General features: G+C 55.9%; 19 protein-coding genes, 2 tRNA genes and 2 riboswitches. Of the genes, 17 read left to right on the top strand and 4 right to left on the bottom strand.

Features of this window, described 5'->3' with window-relative positions:
* Positions 1-168 precede the first annotated feature (168 nt).
* The 4 genes from BMX91_RS09260 to BMX91_RS15920 all read left to right on the top strand — a co-directional run bounded on the left by BMX91_RS09260 (position 169) and on the right by BMX91_RS15920 (position 2,762).
* The gene (locus tag BMX91_RS09260; RefSeq protein WP_092052740.1) at positions 169-894 is read left to right on the top strand and encodes an N-acetylmuramoyl-L-alanine amidase; all 726 of its coding nucleotides are present in this window, start codon (positions 169-171) and stop codon (positions 892-894) included.
* Positions 895-966: 72 nt separating this feature from the next.
* Entirely contained in the window at positions 967-2,079 is a 1,113-nt protein-coding gene (locus tag BMX91_RS09255) for an Mrp/NBP35 family ATP-binding protein (protein WP_092052737.1), read from the top strand.
* Between the two features lie 223 nt (positions 2,080-2,302).
* Positions 2,303-2,602, top strand: coding sequence for a hypothetical protein (locus BMX91_RS09250; protein ID WP_245744379.1), 300 nt, complete (start codon positions 2,303-2,305; stop codon positions 2,600-2,602).
* Entirely contained in the window at positions 2,574-2,762 is a 189-nt protein-coding gene (locus BMX91_RS15920) for a GNAT family N-acetyltransferase (RefSeq protein ID WP_245744377.1), read from the top strand. The genes BMX91_RS09250 and BMX91_RS15920 overlap by 29 nt, the downstream gene beginning before the upstream one ends.
* 31 nt (positions 2,763-2,793) lie before the next feature.
* On the opposite strand, the gene BMX91_RS09245 is transcribed toward BMX91_RS15920, so the two are convergent.
* Both BMX91_RS09245 and gerD read right to left on the bottom strand, forming a co-directional pair.
* Positions 2,794-3,255 carry a DinB family protein gene (locus BMX91_RS09245; protein ID WP_092052734.1) on the bottom strand — a complete coding sequence of 154 codons (462 nt, stop codon included), beginning with the start codon at positions 3,253-3,255 and terminating at the stop codon, positions 2,794-2,796.
* Between the two features lie 84 nt (positions 3,256-3,339).
* Positions 3,340-3,951: a spore germination lipoprotein GerD gene (gene gerD, locus BMX91_RS09240; RefSeq protein ID WP_245744375.1), complete on the bottom strand. Its 612-nt coding sequence runs from the start codon at positions 3,949-3,951 to the stop codon at positions 3,340-3,342.
* A 137-nt stretch (positions 3,952-4,088) separates the two neighbouring features.
* On the opposite strand from gerD, the gene BMX91_RS09235 reads away from it, so the two are divergent.
* Positions 4,089-4,802: a KinB-signaling pathway activation protein gene (locus BMX91_RS09235; RefSeq protein ID WP_092052728.1), complete on the top strand. Its 714-nt coding sequence runs from the start codon at positions 4,089-4,091 to the stop codon at positions 4,800-4,802.
* Between the two features lie 46 nt (positions 4,803-4,848).
* Here BMX91_RS09235 and BMX91_RS09230 read toward each other — a convergent pair whose 3' ends face one another.
* On the bottom strand, positions 4,849-5,505 hold the full coding sequence (locus BMX91_RS09230) for a hypothetical protein (RefSeq protein WP_092052726.1): 657 nt from the start codon (positions 5,503-5,505) through the stop codon (positions 4,849-4,851).
* A 194-nt stretch (positions 5,506-5,699) separates the two neighbouring features.
* Here BMX91_RS09230 and BMX91_RS09220 point away from each other — a divergent pair.
* The 7 genes from BMX91_RS09220 to BMX91_RS09190 all read left to right on the top strand — a co-directional run bounded on the left by BMX91_RS09220 (position 5,700) and on the right by BMX91_RS09190 (position 10,450).
* Positions 5,700-5,774 (top strand) — tRNA-Asn (locus BMX91_RS09220).
* Between the two features lie 23 nt (positions 5,775-5,797).
* Positions 5,798-5,870, top strand: a tRNA-Thr gene (locus BMX91_RS09215).
* Positions 5,871-6,042: 172 nt separating this feature from the next.
* Positions 6,043-6,645 carry a lysozyme inhibitor LprI family protein gene (locus BMX91_RS09210; RefSeq protein ID WP_092052719.1) on the top strand — a complete coding sequence of 201 codons (603 nt, stop codon included), beginning with the start codon at positions 6,043-6,045 and terminating at the stop codon, positions 6,643-6,645.
* A 91-nt stretch (positions 6,646-6,736) separates the two neighbouring features.
* Positions 6,737-7,210, top strand: coding sequence for a RidA family protein (locus tag BMX91_RS09205; RefSeq protein ID WP_092052716.1), 474 nt, complete (start codon positions 6,737-6,739; stop codon positions 7,208-7,210).
* A gap of 161 nt (positions 7,211-7,371) precedes the next feature.
* Complete coding sequence (locus BMX91_RS09200) at positions 7,372-8,529, top strand: AAA family ATPase (protein WP_092052712.1); 1,158 nt, start codon at positions 7,372-7,374, stop codon at positions 8,527-8,529.
* A gap of 11 nt (positions 8,530-8,540) precedes the next feature.
* A complete protein-coding gene (locus BMX91_RS09195) occupies positions 8,541-9,947 on the top strand; it encodes a vWA domain-containing protein (RefSeq protein ID WP_092052708.1) in 1,407 nt (468 codons plus the stop codon).
* Between the two features lie 68 nt (positions 9,948-10,015).
* Complete coding sequence (locus BMX91_RS09190; protein WP_092052705.1) at positions 10,016-10,450, top strand: YugN family protein; 435 nt, start codon at positions 10,016-10,018, stop codon at positions 10,448-10,450.
* A gap of 230 nt (positions 10,451-10,680) precedes the next feature.
* Here BMX91_RS09190 and BMX91_RS09185 read toward each other — a convergent pair whose 3' ends face one another.
* Positions 10,681-11,082 carry an FAS1-like dehydratase domain-containing protein gene (locus BMX91_RS09185; RefSeq protein ID WP_407640877.1) on the bottom strand — a complete coding sequence of 134 codons (402 nt, stop codon included), beginning with the start codon at positions 11,080-11,082 and terminating at the stop codon, positions 10,681-10,683.
* 134 nt (positions 11,083-11,216) lie between these two features.
* Between BMX91_RS09185 and BMX91_RS09180 the strand changes: the two genes are divergently transcribed.
* The 5 genes from BMX91_RS09180 (at position 11,217) to acsA (ending at position 17,092) form a co-directional block, all read left to right on the top strand.
* Positions 11,217-12,323 (top strand): D-TA family PLP-dependent enzyme, encoded by a 1,107-nt coding sequence (locus tag BMX91_RS09180; protein ID WP_092052702.1) that lies wholly within the window; start codon positions 11,217-11,219, stop codon positions 12,321-12,323.
* Between the two features lie 98 nt (positions 12,324-12,421).
* A riboswitch (SAM riboswitch) is annotated at positions 12,422-12,533 on the top strand.
* 70 nt (positions 12,534-12,603) lie between these two features.
* Positions 12,604-12,711: riboswitch (SAM riboswitch) on the top strand.
* A gap of 92 nt (positions 12,712-12,803) precedes the next feature.
* Positions 12,804-13,796, top strand: a complete 993-nt coding sequence (locus tag BMX91_RS09175) for an aliphatic sulfonate ABC transporter substrate-binding protein (protein ID WP_092052699.1) — start codon at positions 12,804-12,806, stop codon at positions 13,794-13,796.
* Positions 13,797-13,802: 6 nt separating this feature from the next.
* Positions 13,803-14,636: an ABC transporter permease gene (locus tag BMX91_RS09170; RefSeq protein ID WP_092052696.1), complete on the top strand. Its 834-nt coding sequence runs from the start codon at positions 13,803-13,805 to the stop codon at positions 14,634-14,636.
* Positions 14,637-14,653: 17 nt separating this feature from the next.
* Positions 14,654-15,385 carry an ABC transporter ATP-binding protein gene (locus tag BMX91_RS09165; RefSeq protein ID WP_092052692.1) on the top strand — a complete coding sequence of 244 codons (732 nt, stop codon included), beginning with the start codon at positions 14,654-14,656 and terminating at the stop codon, positions 15,383-15,385.
* Between the two features lie 12 nt (positions 15,386-15,397).
* The gene (acsA, locus tag BMX91_RS09160; protein ID WP_092052689.1) at positions 15,398-17,092 is read left to right on the top strand and encodes an acetate--CoA ligase; all 1,695 of its coding nucleotides are present in this window, start codon (positions 15,398-15,400) and stop codon (positions 17,090-17,092) included.
* Positions 17,093-17,099: the final 7 nt, after the last annotated feature.

Below are 17,099 nucleotides of genomic sequence, written 5' to 3'. Positions count from 1 at the left end.
GCAACTGGAAGATTTGCGCCGGCAACAGGGTATTTCGCGCCGGCCCCAAGTATTCACTCATCAACTCCTCCGATCCGTCCGAAAAGAACCCGTACCGCCCGTCTCCCGTCCAAGCATAGCCGGTCCACCTCGGGCGTATGATGATGAAAAAGGCGGTGACCGTTACGCATGGGGAAGTTGAAGAGGCGGGTTGTGGTTCTTGCATTTATCCTGATCGCGTCCGCGGCGTTCCTGGCCTATGAGACGTTCGCGTCGGACCGCGACTTTTTCCTGCCGGAGCCGATGGGCGGAGTGAAGGTCGTGATTGATCCGGGGCACGGCGGACCGGACGGGGGCGCGTCTTCGGGAGATATCATCGAAGGCGATATTAACCTGGCGATTGCGAAGGAATTGGAAAAGCAGCTGAAGAAAAAGGGCGCGACTGTCATCATGACGCGAACGAAAAGCGGTGATGCGCTCGCGGAGCGGGAGCCGGGGAAGGATTTCCCTTCGATCCGTGCCCGGAAGATGGCGGACCTGAAGCTTCGGGAACAGATCGCAATCGATGAGGAGCCGGATATGTTCCTGAGCATCCACGGGAACGCCGTGCCGGAGGAAAAGTGGCGCGGGGCGCAGGTGTTCTACCACCATGAAGGTCATCCGAAAAGTGAGCTTCTGGCAAAGGCGGTGCAGGGTTCGATCGTCGAGAACGTGAAGAACACGGAGCGGGAGGCACTCGCCGTCCGTCAGGTGTACCTGCTGAAGAAAGTGCCGACACCGGCAGTGCTGATTGAGACCGGTTTCCTGAGTAATCCTGAAGAGCGCGGCCTGCTGACGGATGCAGGCTACCAGAAGAAAATGGCCTCCGCGATCGCGGACGGCGTATCGGATTATCTGTCGCAGGACGTCCAGTGAGCCGTCTGCTCGATTCGGCATTTCCCTATGGTATACTGTAGGTAGAAATGACCGGATTGGGAGTGTCTGAAATTGATTAATGAACAACAAATCCGGGAACTGGTCGGAGCACTTCAGGACCCGTTCCTTCACCGTACATTGGACGAGACCGGCGGCATCACAGAAGTCTCGATCAAAGAAGAAAAAGAGCATGCGAGCGTCAAGCTTGCGATCGCCAAGATCAACAACGCCGAACAGATGCAGCTTCAGATGAAAGTCGTCGACACGCTGAAAAAGGCCGGCGTGAAGACGGTCGGCATCCGCTTCGAAGAACTGCCGGCTGAGAAACTCGAGCAGTTCCGCGGCACGGCGGACGTTTCCGAGGCACAGGATATCCTGTCGCCGCTGAACAAAGTGCAGATCATCTCGGTCGCATCCGGCAAAGGCGGCGTCGGCAAGTCGACGGTTTCCGTCAACCTCGCCGTCGCGCTTGCTCGTATGGGCAAGAAAGTCGGCCTCGTCGATGCCGATATCTACGGCTTCAGCGTACCGAACATGATGGGCATCGAGCAGAACCCGGTTGTCCGCGGCAACTCGATCATCCCGGTTGAGCGCTTTGGCGTGAAGGTCATCTCGATGGACTTTTTCGTCGACCAGAACGCGCCGGTCGTCTGGCGCGGCCCGATGCTCGGCAAGGTGCTTGACCAGTTCTTCCGCGATGTGGAGTGGGGCGACCTTGACTTCCTCCTCCTCGACCTGCCTCCGGGCACGGGCGACGTGGCGCTGGACGTCCACCAGATGCTGCCGACGTCGAAGGAACTGATCGTCACGACGCCTCACCCGACAGCCGCATTTGTCGCGGCGCGCGCGGGTGCGATGGCGCTCAAAACAGAACACGAAATTCTCGGCGTCGTCGAGAACATGTCGTGGTACGAGTCCAAGTCTGGCGAGAAGGAGTATGTCTTCGGCAAGGGCGGCGGCCCGAAACTGGCCGAAGAGCTTCGCACCGAACTGCTCGGCCAGATCCCGCTCGGCCAGCCGGACTGGGACGAAAACGACTTCGCCCCGTCCGTATACGGCGAAGACCATCCGACAGGCAAGCTTTACGGCGAAATCGCCTCTAATATCGTGGCGAAGCTCGGCAAGGACAGCGAGCCTGCGCAGAACGAAGGCCCGGTCAGCCCGTTTGACCCTAGGAATAACTGATTTGACTCAGCAGCCGCTGCGCCCGATGGGGTGCGGCGGTTTTTGCTTTCATCACTTTCAACGTGCGATTCGTCACTTTCAGGGGGTGAATCGTCACTTTCGCGAGCCTATTCGTCACTTTCAGGACGCGATTCGTCACTTTCGCTGCCAAAGCCCGTTCCTGAAAGAGGAGCGGAGACGCCCGCCGTCGAATGGTTCGTCATGCTGGGAAAGGATGAATGATATGGAGATTCGGCCTATGGGCGAACGGGAAGCGAGGGAGATCACGGGTTGGGCGTATCCGCCGCCGTATGATTTCTACAATATGGACGGAGAAGGGGCGGAGGAGCTCGGAGAATATGAAGCCGTTGTCGAAGACGGCCTGCTGATCGGCTTTTTCTGCACCGGAGCAGAGGCCCGGGTGCCGGCGGGATACGGGGCAGGCGCCTATTCGAAAGAAGACGGAATCATCGATATCGGCCTCGGGATGAAGCCGGAGCGCACTGGACAAGGGGGTGCAAGCATTTGTCTCTTTCATCCTTGACCACCTGAGGGAGACTCGGTCACCCGCAGCCTACCGCCTCACCGTGGCAGACTTTAACGAACGCGCCATCCGCCTGTACCGGAAATCCGGCTTCCGGGAGACCGGCACATTCACCCGTGACGATACGCGCTTCATTGTCATGACAAAAGAGGAAATATAAAAATGGGGTTCCGGACAGCCGGAACCCCATTTTATTCACTCTCCAGTGCCTGCCGGATTTGCCGGAAATGGTGCTCGTCGTGCTCAATCATTCCAGCAAAGTAATGCCCGAGCGTCATCCGGGACTTCCCGATCTGGAAGTCCCGGCTCCAGTCGCCGTCCGGCAGATCGCGCAGTGCGGTAATCAGCTGCCGGCGGACCGAGACGAACTCGTCAATCGTTTCATCCCGGCTTCGCTCGCGGCTATTCCGTGCGGAGCCTGCATTCAGCTCATCCGCACCCGGTCCCTCAGGCATCGGATCACCCACGATTAAATACGGAAGCCGGCGTTCCAGGATAAACCGGTCCCAAGGCGCGAAATGGCCGGCAACTTCCGCTATTGTCCACTTGCCCGGACCGAGCGGCCGCCGCCATTCTTCTTCGGACAGCTTGCTGAGTGACTGCATGAAACGGACAGATTCCTCGTTGTGCCAGACGATCTCAGATGCCTTCATGAGCTTCCCCCTTTCCTCTGATTATAAAGAAAACATCAAAAAAGAACGATCCCGGTTTTCTCCGGATCGTCCTTTTCTCCGACGTCAGGAGCCTCCGCCCCCGCCGCTTCCTTCATCTTTTTTGCCTCCGCCTTCACCGCCGCCTCCGCTTTCTCCCTCGCTCCCGCCGCCTTCTTTCTTGCCGGCTTCCTCGATGAGTTTCTGCCACTTCGAGGCGAGGGTTGGGGAGTTGATTGTCTCTTCGACGACTTTCTTCATCTCCTCGCGCATGTCAGAGGATTTCATGACTTCACCGAGGGTCTTCTGCATTTCCGCCTGTCCGAACAGGGACTCCAAGTCTTTCTGGAAGTCCGGATCCTTCATGAGCTGTTTCATGACGTCCTGCTGCTGCTCCTGCATCGATTTGGCGATGGTTTCCTTGAATTTCGGGTCCTCGAACTGCTTTTTCCAGAACTCCTTGCCCTTGTCTGACAGCATCGTTTCCTCGATTGAGGTCTTTACTTCCTCCTGTTCGAGGGCGACCATGTCCTTGAATTCCGGATCGGAGAGAAGATCGCGGATCGCTTTTTTGCCATCCTCGGTCTGGAGGGCGTCGGTTACCATTTTTTTCGTCTCTTCATAGTTCGGGGCGGCCTGCCCGCCTCCGCATCCCGAAAGAAGGAGAAGAGCGAGACCGGCCGGGATGAACCGCTTCACACGCATCAAATCCTTTCCCGCCATCGTTTCAATTATTGTTCACAATTCGGAGCAGACTATGCGTGCGCAAAATAGATTTTTCAGGGCATCGTTGATACACTTAAGAATGGAAATTAAAAACGGAGGCTTAATCTGACGTGACAATACGCAACTGGTTTAAATTTTTCCTCAACGCACTCCTGATCGGGGGCGGCATCACCGGCCTCGTAGGTCTGATCGTGCGCTGGAACGATACGTTTTCTCCATTTATCCAGTCCGGGGAATTTGGCGAATTCATCGCAGCATTCCTCTGGATGGTCTTTCTCGGTTTCACGATGAGCGTCGTGGCACAGATGGGCTTTTTCGCTTATTTGACGGTTCACCAGTTCGGCGTGAACATCTTCCGTTCTCTGACCCTCTGGAACTGGGTGCAGATGCTCATCATCGCGGTCGTTTTGTTTGACCTGGTGTTCTTCCGTTTTGACATCACGCAGGGCGACGGAAGCCGGACCGCCCTTTACCTGATGCTGCTCTTCTTCCTGATCGCCGTGCCTGCGCTGACAGCATGGCTGAAGGTGAAGATGACCGGCAAAAAGCACGTCCTCATTTCGTCGCTCTTCTTCATGATCGTCATCACGACGCTTGAATGGCTTCCGGCGCTGATGGTCCGGAGCGGCAACATCGACCAGTGGGTCACCATCCTGTTGTTCCCGCTGCTGGCCGTGAATATGTATCAGCTGCTCATGTTGCCGAAATACAATGCCAAATCGGAAGAAGACATCAAAAAGCGCCAGGAGCGCCGCGAAGCCCGCAAACGGGCCGAAGCTGCTTCCGGCAATCCGAAACAAAAGAAAAAACGGCCCGCCCAATGATGGGGGACCGCTCCGACACCCGGCAGACGCCGGGTGTTTTCTTGGTTTAAGGGAACTTCTTTTCCTTCGTTTCCACACCGAACAGCACATCTTCGATCGTCAGGAATTCATTGGCGGATAGGAGTTGGGAGACTTTTTTCAGGTCCGTCCGTTTTTCCTGGTGATGCTGGATGGACAAAATTAGGCCTTCCCGCTTTTTCGGCAGCTTGCCGCCGTCCCACCGCATTGTCGATCCGAGTGCGTTCACCTCAGCCTCGAATAGTTGTTTTTGGAGCGTTTTCGGGAACTCTTCGTCGGACGTCCGGAAGTAAAGCGGCTTGCGGCTGAAGTGAGCCTCGTATATGGCGATCTGCTCACCCAGCAGCTTCGGTTCCTCTTCGTACAGTTTGCCTTCCGCTCCAAGCAGGCCGACCGGAATGTTCCGGTCAATCATCAGCTTGACCAGCTCAGGAGAGCGTTCCAGCCAGGCAAGATCGGCGAAGATGAGCGGGTACGGTGCCTGCAGTTCCTCAAGCCACGCTTTTACCTCAGAATCGCCGAATGACAAGTCGACCGTCACTGCGGTGCCGTGGCTGCCCTTTACAATGACATCGGGCTCTTGGGTGATGTTAAAGACGGGAATGAGCGGCCCGCCGCCCGAAGAACGGACGAGCACAAATGCGGTAAACAGGAAAAACAGCCCAAACAGCAGCAACTTCTTCATCGGGGGCGCCCCTTTCCGTGAAACTCGCTCTTATCAGCTTATGCGGCGAAGGGGACGGGCATGAGCAAGGCGAAATGGGTATAGAATCCGGGCAATTCGGACAGACTGGAACAGGTTACGCAATTAATAAAATAGGGTTGAAACGTCCCGATGTCCTGTGTATAATGATATCTGTCGGTACGATATTTCAATATTCCGCAGTAGCTCAGTGGTAGAGCAATCGGCTGTTAACCGATCGGTCGTAGGTTCGAGTCCTACCTGCGGAGCCATTTTTATTTTCACCTATTATTATGCTTCCATAGCTCAGTAGGCAGAGTGCTTCCATGGTAAGGAAGAGGTCGCCGGTTCGAGCCCGGCTGGAAGCTTACGCAAAAACGCTTGTCCCATTCGGGGCAGGCGTTTTCTTTATGAACTTGAACCCATATTGATCTGGAAATCTTCTGGAATTGGAGGGTTGAGGGGTTGAAATAGAGAAGAAAAAGAAGAAATGACACAATCTGATTAAAATGAGACTAATAAGGCTTGGGGGCGTTGGAGATGAGAAAAGGCGGGTTAATGATCATGCTAACGGCAGCCATGATAATCCTGGGGGCCTGCAACAGTTCCTCTACTAAAACGGATATCGAACTGGCTGATCATTCGTCAAACAGGGAGTCGACAACAGTTGTACGAGCGGATGCGCCCAATGATGACACAATCATTGAACAAGAAGAGGTCACATCAGAAAGCACTGAAATCAATCAAACGAATAATCAGGAAGAAACGGCCAGCCGTACCGGCGAAATCAGCAACAAGGAGGAATACCTCCAGAAGCTAAGTGACGCAAAAGCTGAAACAGACCAGCTCAAGGAAACCGATTCATCAACCTACGCCTTGAAAAAGGTGGCCAACGACAAATGGGAGATTTGGGATGAGTTGCTGAATGAGATCTACGGGGTTTTGCAGGAACAGCTGTCGCAAGATGAGATGGATCGGCTAAGAGTAGAACAAAGAGATTGGATCAAGTATAGAGATGAAACTGCACTGGAAGCATCGCAGAAATTCAAAGGCGGAACGCAGGAGCACCTGGAATATGTAATGGTTCTGGCCCGACTTACCGAAGAACGATGCTATGAATTGGTTGAGGATTACATGGGATGATATCTGCCGGTCGTCGGAAAACGCCTATCCCATCTTGATACTGTTAAGGATGAGCGCATTTGTACGATATAAAGATTGGGGGATAAATGGAATGGATACGATTGAGAATCGCTTGAAAGAGTTGGGCCTGGAGCTTCCGGAGTCAGTAGCCCCTTTATACAGTTATGTGCCGGTCACGGTCCACCAGGGGACGGCATACGTGAGCGGCCAGGTTCCGAGGATCGATGGTCGTGTGCCGTATTCGGGGAAGGTCGGCAAAGACGTGACGGTTGAGCAGGCGAGGGAACTAGCCGAGTACTGCGTGCTGAAAGGGCTTAGTGTTCTGAAGGCTGAAGTCGGAAGTCTCGACCGGGTGGAACAAGTGTTGAAGGTGACCGGCTTTGTCCAGACGGCACCCGGTTTTTATGAACCGTCGAAAGTCCTCGATGCGGCTTCCGAACTGCTGGTGAAGATCTTCGGCGAGAAAGGGCGCCATGCCCGCTCTGCCATTGGTGCGGCGGAACTGCCGGACAATACCCCGGTTGAGATTGAGTTTATCTTTGCGGTGAATCTGCTGGAAGATTAAATGTGAATCAGTTGCCTGATTGAGCGCTTGTCCCAAAAGGGATGAGCGTTTTTCTTTTTGCCATCAACATCCCCCATGGCTTACTGCTTTGCAGATTAGGGAATGTAAAACGTGGAAACGCTTATTGCATACAGACAGCATGAGACAGGAGCAGTGGTGAGATGGAAAATAATCTTGCAAAAATAGATGAAATCAAAGATGCGTTGAATGCGAGGTTCCAGGAGCGCGAAGCCGAGATCGAGGCGATCCTGGTTGCGGCATTGGCGCGGCAGCATATCCTCATGATTGGCCCTGCCGGCACGGCGAAATCCGCGCTGGTCATGGAGCTTTCAAAGATGATCCAAGGGACACAGTATTTCCAGTGGCTGCTGACGAGGTTCAGCACGCCGGAGGAGCTGTTCGGCCCTTTGTCGCTGAAGGACCTGGAGCAGGGTGTCTACAAGCGGAATACGAAAAACAAGATGCCGGAGGCGCATGTGGCGTTTCTGGATGAGATCTTCAAAGCGAACAGTGCGATCCTCAACAGCCTTCTGACCCTCTTGAATGAGCGGGTCTTTTACAATGACGGTGCTCCGGTGCAGGTGCCGCTTATGTCGGTGATCGGGGCGTCCAACGAATTTCCGGAAGACGGGGAGGGGCTTGAAGCCCTGTTCGACCGTTTCCTCCTCCGTTTTGAAGTCGATTATATCGCGGATGAGGCGAATTTCATTGCGATGATGAAAGACTCGGGCCAGCATCAGCAGAGGCCGGTGATGACTCTGGAGGAGCTGATCGATCTTCAGCACATGACGGATCAGGTCGCCATCCAGGACGAAGTCTATACGGCCCTGTTGAAAATCCGGAACGAGCTGCGGGATGAAGGGATCCGCCCTTCCGACCGCAGGTTCAAGCAGTCGCTGTCCCTCCTGCAGGCGAGGGCGCTGATCAACAAGCGCCAGACTGTATTGCCGGAAGACCTGATCCTCCTCGAACATTCCCTATGGGAGACGACCGACCAGAAAGAGATCGTCTGCATCATCGTGCGCAGGCACGCCCAGGACGCACTGGTCAAAACGCTTGATTCGATGAGGCGTGAGGCGAAGGATATCTTCGGGCGGGTCAGGAAAGATCCGTCGGCCGAGTATGGCATGGAAGCGTCCCAGAAGCTGAAAAAGCTCGAGGCTAATCTGGAGCAGTTGAAAGTGCGCCATGAAGGCCGGAGCGAAGAAATCGACACGGTCCTCCTTAAAGTGAAATCGATGCAACAGGAACTTGCCGTGAACTCGATGTATGAAGGCGATAATGGCCAGGATACGTCCGGGATCTACTACAGAATGTGAGGCGATGCCGGATGAGTAAGCTGGACTTCGAAGAAAATATCTCTGTCCTGAACACAGACGCCTTCGACAAGAGGCGGTTCAAGGAAATCATGGAGATGTCGAAGGGACTCCAAGAACTCAGGGAAGAAGCGGTCATGCCAACTTTCGAACCGCTGCTCGGAGACATCTGGGCATCCCTGTACAAAATGAAGCCTTCCATCACAGAAGAGGAAGTGGACGGATCCCTTGCCGCCAACAAGCAGATCATGCAGGCAATCATGGCCGATCCGTCCTTTGAATCATTCCGCCATTTCACCCGGTTAAACGACTGGGCCTCCGCGATCAGCACACTCAAAACCGGTGAAAAGGCCCATCAATGGCTGGTCATGCAGACGGAAAAAGACAAGAGCCTGCGGGAGCAGCTCCGAAATGTGCGTGAACAGGCCAGCCGGCAGCAAGAGGAGCTAAATCCGGAAGCCATTGCGGAAAGCATGGAAGAATTCAACGAGAAGCTCAAGGAGACGATTGAATTCAATCTGGAAAGCTTCCGGCAATCGATGGATCAGGCGCGGGACGAGGTCCAGCAGGCCGGAGAATGGCTGAAATCCCTCCTGGGCGGGAGCCGCGCGGGAAGCGGGGATGCGGAACTGAGGAAAGTCCCGCTGCGCGACAAGATCTACCTGGCGGAGAAAATCTCAACTGATCGCAGGCTGAAGGAGATTGCGGACTGGGCGGGACGGTTCAAACAGGCTGCTCGGAAAAAGCAAAAGGCGAAGCAGACCGAGTCGGTGGCCAGGCAGGGTGTCACGACCGGGATTGACGTTGAAAACTTGCTGCCGGTCGAACTCAGCCTCTATACGCATCCGCTGACGAAGATGGATTTCCTCAGGCGCTTTTCTGAAAGGCAGACGATGCAATTTGAACTCAAAGGCCCCGAGCATCTGAATAAAGGCCCGATCGTCATTTGCCTGGACCAGTCGGACAGCATGAGGGAACTGGACACCCAGTCAAAAGGGTTTGTCCTCGCCCTGATGTCGATTGCGAAAAGACAGAAGCGGGACCTGTGCCTGATCTTGTTTTCATCCCAGGTCCGGCAGTTTGAATTCAGCAAAGGGGACATCAGCGCCTCTCAGATCGTCCGGCTCGCAGAAGCATTTCTTGGAGGCGGGACAAAATTCGAGCTTGCCCTCGGGGAAGCCTTGGAGGTCATCGGCGAAAGCCGATTTAAAGAGGCCGACCTCGTGTTTGTCACAGACGGTGAAGATCAGGTAACGGACGAATTCCTGGAGCAATTTCACCAATTAAAACGTGAGAAGGCTTTCCAGGTGCTGTCTCTGCTCATCGGCACCAATCCGGAATCAGTCGAACCGTTTACCGACCGGGTGGTCCAGGTCAGTGATTTCAACGAAGAAGGCAGCTTTACCGCCTTTGAAGTCTAAGCTGAACAGGTATGCTCTCCTTTCCTTTTGTAAATGCTGAAAAGGAACAACACAGAGGAGGAGACAGCATGCTGAAGCTTCAGACACAACTTGAAGGGAAAGAGGCATCTTACGGCATTGTGAGCGACTGCATTCGTGACCTCGGCTATCATATGGGCGGAAACTGGGACTATGACCATGGCTGCTTTGACTATACCCTCTGCCAGGAAGGCGGAGAAACCATCTATGTCCGCCTTCCGTTCGTCGTCGTGGACGGCCAGCTGGATCACCCGTTTGCTACCATCAAGTTCGGCACGCCTTATGTGATCAAGCATGTGGTGCATGTAGGCCTGGATCATGACGGAAGTTCCCTGATGGATGCAACCGGCTTTAGCCAGTTCCAGAGTCCGGTTGATAAAGACGGGAACATCACCGATAAAAACAGGTGGATTCACGCAGGAGAAATGGCCGTAGAAGATCTCATGGACTGCATGCATTCGCAGGGGTTGCTGAAAACGAGCTGAATATGAAAACGCCCGTCCTGATGGACAGGCGTTTTTTCGTGATGGGCGCGCGGTTGTGTACTTTCGGGAGACGTTAGTGTACTTTCGCGGGCGGATGGTGTACTTTTGGGCGTCCATAGTGTACTTTCGTCGACGGATAGTGTACTTTAGCGGCCCTTTGGTGTACTTTCAAGGTCGTTTGGTGTAATTTCGCGGCCCCTTCGTGTACTTTCACGCAATGCCCCCGAACCTCATTCCCCCGTCAAAATCACTCCACCAAAACTCCCGCCGAGCACTTGCTTGCCGTGCTGGTTGTCGCAGCGGAATGTTGCGTATATGGCGGTTTTTCGTTCGTCCTTCTTATCCAGCTGTTCAATGGTGACGTCACAAACTATCGTATCTCCGGTGAATACCGGCCGGAAGAATTCGAAATTCATCGTGCGGGCGAGGACATTGTTGTCGCCGCCGACTTTCGTGGGCAGCGTCGCCGTCAGCAGCCCCTGGACGATGAGCCGGTCGAGCTCGTCGGGCTGCACGTGATGGTCGCCTTCGTCCTTTGAGACTTTCGTGAACAGCTCCACGTCTTCCTTGGTGAATGTCCGCTCAAAGCGGATCACATCCCCCGCTTTGATCCCCAATGCCGTTTCTCTCATTTGTGAATCCCCCTTAAGGTTTGCTGGCCGTGCCTTATAAGGAATTGTAACAGTCCGGACCGCTTCATTGCCAAGGGCTACATATTTGCGAGACAATGTTAATAGACTATTCAAATAAAAAGGGGGAAGGGTATTTGAACTACTTTGAACTGGACACACCGGCCCTGCTGGTAGACCAAGAAATTCTTCTGGAGAACATTCGCTCAATGCAAGCGTACGCCGATTCGAACAGTGTGAAACTGCGGCCCCATACAAAGACCCACAAGATGCCATACGTGGCCAAGCTGCAGAAGGAAGCGGGCGCATCAGGCATCACCGTCGCCAAAACCGGCGAAGCGGAAGTGATGGCCGCGCGCGGGATGAATAATATCTTCATCGCCAATCAGGTCGTCGGCAAGCCGAAGCTCGAGCGGGTTCGGAAACTGGCTGAGTCCATTAATGTCTCATTCGGGGTTGATAGCCCCGTCCAGATCAGACAGATTGAAGAAGTATTTAGTGGCGCACAAAAGCCGGCGCAGGTGCTCGTGGAAATCGAAGTCGGTGAAAAGCGCTCGGGGGTCATTGAAGAAAGCGGTTTTCGGGAGCTGCTTGAAGTGATCCGCAACAGTGAACATGTCCGTTTCCTCGGGGTGTTTTCCCATGACGGGCATACGTACAAGGCGGAAAACGCAGAGCAGTGCCTGGAGCTGTTTGAGGAAGCCTCGGCGAGGACGCTGCGGTTCGCGGAAACCGCCCGGGATGAGGGGATGGAGCCTGAAACCGTGAGCATCGGCTCCACACCGCCGTTTTTGCTCGGCTTCGATATCCCCAAAGGCATCACGGAGATCCGGCCCGGCACGTATGTGTTCATGGACGCCTCCCAGTCAAATGTGCTCGGCCATTACGACCGCTGTGCCGCCACGGTCCTGACGACTGTCATCAGCAAGCCGACCCGCGAGAGGGTGATCACCGATGTCGGGGCGAAAGGCATCACCGCCCAGACCCGGACAGCCGGCATCACGGCCACCAAGGGACTCGGAAAGATCAAGGAGTTCGACGATGTGTTCGTCGACGGCGTGTTCGACGAGCATGCCATCATCTACAACGAAGGATTCAGCCGCCAGGTTGAGATTGGCGACAAGGTCCGGATCATCCCAAACCATATCTGCCCGGTGTGTAACCTGCACGAGCGCGCCTGGCTTGTCTCAGGGGATGAAGCCGTGGATGAGATGCTGGTCGAGGCCAGGGGGAAATTATCTTGACCCGACCAAAGACCCGGATTCCTGACTATTGGACCATTTGTGAAACTTGAGTTGACCAATTGGAATTCATCCTGTAAGATGTCAATCAAATCAAAATAATCTTATCCAGAGCGGCGGAGGGAACTGGCCCGATGAAGCCCGGCAACCTTCAGGCGATGCCTGAAAGGTGCCACATCCAGCCGGACATCCGTTTGTCCGGGAAGATAAGAGAGTACGGGACAGTCGGCCTCTCTGATCACTCAGGGAGGCTTTTAGAATCCCATCAAAACTGAATAACGAATTCTTATCAAGAGCGGCGGAGGGACTGGCCCGACGATGCCCGGCAACCACCAGACAATGTCTGGAAAGGTGCTAATTCCTGTGGGAAGCAATTCCCAAGAGATAAGAAGAGGACGGAAAACCCGCGCTCTCTTCTTAGAAGAGGGCGTTTTTCAATGCAAAAGACAGCGGGATACATACGGATGAAGGGGAGAGGACAACATGAAAAACACGAAAATCAAACTGCTTGGACTGGCAGCGGCGGCACTATTGGCACTGGCGGGATGCTCGTCATCCAACGCGGAAGAAGACGGCAATCCGGAGAAGATCCGCGTGGACTACGCGCATTATTCGCCGACCAGCCTTGTTTTGAAAAAGTTCGGCTGGCTGGAAGAGGAATTTGAGGAAGACGGCATCAAGGTCGAGTGGGCATTCAGCCAGGGCAGCAACAAGGCACTGGAATTCCTCAACAGCAACAGTGTCGACTTCGGTTCGGCGGCCGGAGCGGCATCACTCATGTCCAAGGCGAACGGCGCACCGATCCAAAACGTCTACATCGCCTCGAAGCCGGAATGGACGGCACTCGTCACAGATCCGGATTCCGGGATCGAGAGCGTGGAAGACCTGAAGGGCAAGAAAGTCGCGGCGACGCTCGGCACGGACCCATACATCTTCCTGCTGCGCGCGCTCGATGAAGCCGGCCTGTCAGCGGATGACGTGGAAATTGTGAACCTTCAGCACAGCGACGGTGCAAGCTCCCTCACGACGGGCGCGGTCGATGCATGGGCGGGCCTTGACCCGCATATGGCGCGGCTCGAAGTGGAGTCTGGTGCGGAACTGTTCTACCGCAATGAAGACTTCAACACCTACAGTTTCCTGAATGTCCGTGAAGATTTCGCAGAAAAGTATCCTGAGCATGTCGGGCGGGTGATCGAAGCCTACGAGAAGGCGCGCCAGTGGGTGCTCGACAACCCGGAAGAGGCTGCAGAACTGCTTGCGGAAGAGGCGGAGATCCCGCTTGAAGTCGCGGAAATCCAGATGGAACGCAATGATTTCTCCAAACCGGTTCCGGGCGATGCACAGCGTGAAGCCCTGATCGAAGCCGGGAGGATCCTCCAGGAAGGCGAAGTCATCAAGCCGGACGCGGGTGTAAAGAAACTGACCGATGAACTGATTGACCCGGCATTCGCCGAAAATGCGATCGGAGAGGAGTGACCGGACATGGTAAAACAGGCGATCTCAATTCCCGGCACAAGCCGGCAGACTAAGGGTAAAGCAAACGCCAAAACAGCTGGCGCCCAGAAAGTGTTGCTCGGCGGCATCCTGCCGCTCGCCCTCATCATCGTATGGGAGGCGCTCAGCCGGGCGGGGGTCTTCCCGTCCTACCAGCTGCCGGCGCCGAGCGTGATTTTGTCGGCCATCACCGGCATGGCGCAGGACGGTTCCCTCTGGAGCCATGCCGGCATCACGGTCTACCGGGTGTTCGCAGGCTTCCTGATCGGGGCGCTTGTAGCGGTCGTGCTCGGATCCGTCGTCGGATTCTACAAGAAGGCGGAGCATGTGCTTGACCCGACTATCCAGGCTTTCCGTTCGATTCCGTCCCTTGCATGGGTGCCTCTGTTCATCCTCTGGATGGGGATCGGCGAACCGTCCAAGGTGACGATGATCGCTGTCGGCGTGTTTTTCCCGGTTTATCTGAACACGGTGAGCGGCATAGCCGGCGTTGACCGGAAGCTGATCGAGGTCGGCCGCATGTACGGCCTGAACGCTTATCAGCTGGTTACGCGGGTCATTCTTCCGGCGGCGCTTCCGTCGTTTCTGACCGGGCTCCGGAGCGGGCTCGGCCTCGGCTGGATGTTCGTCGTCGCGGCGGAACTGATGGGCGCAAGCCAGGGGCTTGGCTACCTGCTCGTCGTCGGCCAGAACACGCTGTCGCCCGAGACGATCATCGCGAGCATCATTTTGTTCGCCGTCATCGGCAAGCTGTCCGACTGGATCCTGAAAATCATCGAAGAGCGCGCCCTGCACTACCAGGACCGCGCAGTTAATTCGTAAAAAAGGGGGCCTCGGCCATGACACTTGAACTGAAAAACGTCGGTCGCACATTCGACGGCCAGACAGCGGTGCGGAACGTCAGCCTGTCCGCGGGGGAGGGCGAGATCATCGGCCTTCTCGGCACGAGCGGCTGCGGAAAAAGCACGCTGCTCCGGGCGATTTCGGGGTTGGACGGAGACTATGACGGAGAGATCCGGCTAAACGGCGAATTGGTGGACGGCGTGCAGGAGTCCGCGGGGTTCATCTTTCAGGAGCCGAGGCTGTTCCCGTGGCTGACCGTACTGGAAAACGTCACATTCGGACTGTCCGGCAAGACCGGGGACAAAGAGGCAAAAGGGCGTGAAATCCTCAGGAAAGTCGGGCTGGGGGACAGCGAGAACCTGTATCCGAAAGAGCTGTCAGGCGGCATGGCGCAGCGCGTCGCGATCGCCCGGGCGCTCGTTACTTCCCCCGAGGTCCTGCTTCTGGACGAACCGTTCAGCGCGCTGGACGCCTTCACGAAGATGCAGCTGCAGGACCTCCTGCTCGACATCTGGAAAGAGGCGGGCACGACGATGGTGCTCGTCACCCACGATATCGACGAAGCGCTTTATCTGTGCGACCGTATCGTCATCCTGCGCGGACGGCCGGGAGAGATCGTGAGTGAAATCAATGTCGGGGAGCCGCGGCCGAGACCGCGCGGCAGCACCCGGCTTGCGGAACTGAAGACGGACATACTGGAGAGCCTGGACCTGAGCCGGTCCCGATAAGGAGGAGACAGCATGACAATCGTAAAAGAAAAGATCCTGGCACCGCTGCCGGGCAACTATAACCTTGAAAACTATGACGAGATCCGGAACACATTCACCTGGGAAGATGCATCGGGCGAGCTGTTCTGGAAAGCCGGAAAAGTAAACGCCGCATACGCCACGGTCGACCGCCATGTCGACGAAGGCTACGGCGACAAAATCGCCCTCCATTACGCCAACGGGGACGAGCGGCGGTCTCTGACTTTCCGCGAGGTGAAGGAAAAGACGGACCACTATGCGCGGGTGCTGAAAAAGCACGGCGTGAAAAAAGGCGACCGCGTATTCGTTTTCCTGCCGAAAACACCGGAATGCTATATAGCCATTTTGTCGGTCATCAAGATCGGCGCCATCGCCGGCCCGCTGTTCGAAGCCTTCATGGAAGAAGCGGTAAAAGACCGGATCAACGACTGTAGCGGCACGCTCCTGATCACGGACCGGGAACTCGGCAAGCGCGTCCCACGGGAAGAGATCCCGTCGCTTGAAACGGTTTTGTACGACGATGAGATCGAAGCAGAGGAAATCGAAACGGTTCCGGGTGAGGAGCTGACCGAATGGGTCGGGCCGGAAGACGGCATGCTGATCCACTATACGAGCGGTTCCACCGGCAAGCCGAAGGGTGTCCTCCATGCGCACCGCGCCGTGTCCCACCACTACGTGTCGGGCAAATGGGTGCTTGATGTGAAGGACGACGATGTCTACTGGTGCACGTCCCACCCGGGCTGGGTGACAGGCAGCGTCTACGGCCTGTTTGCGCCGTGGCTCAACCGTGCGACAGTCATCATCCAGGGCGGCCGCTTCAAGGCTGAAGACTGGTACCGCCTCATCGAGGAATTCGGCGTGACGATCTGGTACAGCGCGCCTACCGCCTTCCGGATGCTGCTCTCCAAGGGAGATGCGCTCAAGCAGTTCGACCTGTCATCGCTCCGCCACATCCTGAGCGTCGGCGAACCGCTGAATCCGGAAGTCATCTACTGGGCGTGGAATGAACTCGGCGTCCGCATCCACGACACGTGGTGGATGACCGAGACCGGCGGGCACCTGATCGTGAACTTGCCGGCCGAGCCGATTAAGCCCGGCTCGATGGGCCGACCGTTCCCGGGCATCACTGTCGGCATCCTGGACGAAAACGGACAGGAACTGCCTCGCGGCGAAGTCGGCCAGCTGGCGATCAAGACCCCGTGGGCCGGCCTCATGAAGGAAATCTGGGGCAACAAAGACCGATTTGACGCCTACTTCAAATACGAAGGCTGGTACCTGTCCGGCGACCTTGCCTACCAGGACGAGGATGACTACGTCTTCTTCCAGAGCCGCGACGATGACATGATCAACTCCTCAGGCGAACGCATCGGCCCATTCGAAGTCGAAAGCAAGCTGATCGAGCACCCGGCCGTCGCCGAAGCAGGCGTCATCGGCAAGCCCGACCCGGTCCGCGGAGAAATCGTCAAGGCATTCATTACGCTCCGCCCGGGCTTCAAAGAGTCGGCCGAGCTGCTCGAAGACATCCGTATATTCGTCAGGCAGGGCCTCGCCGCACACGCCGCTCCGCGCGAGATTGAAGTGATGGAAGAGCTGCCGAAAACGGTCATCTCCGGCAAGATCCTGCGCCGTGAGCTGAAGGCGCTGGAAGTGGATCGGGCGGAGGAAGCATCAGTTGCAACAGGGAACTGACCTCCCT

Source organism: Bhargavaea ginsengi, assembly GCF_900109165.1.
In the GTDB taxonomy this organism is placed as follows: Bacteria; Bacillota; Bacilli; order Bacillales_A; family Planococcaceae; genus Bhargavaea; species Bhargavaea ginsengi.
Note: the sequence above shows the minus strand (reverse complement) of the source record. Positions and strands in the feature narration are given on the sequence as shown.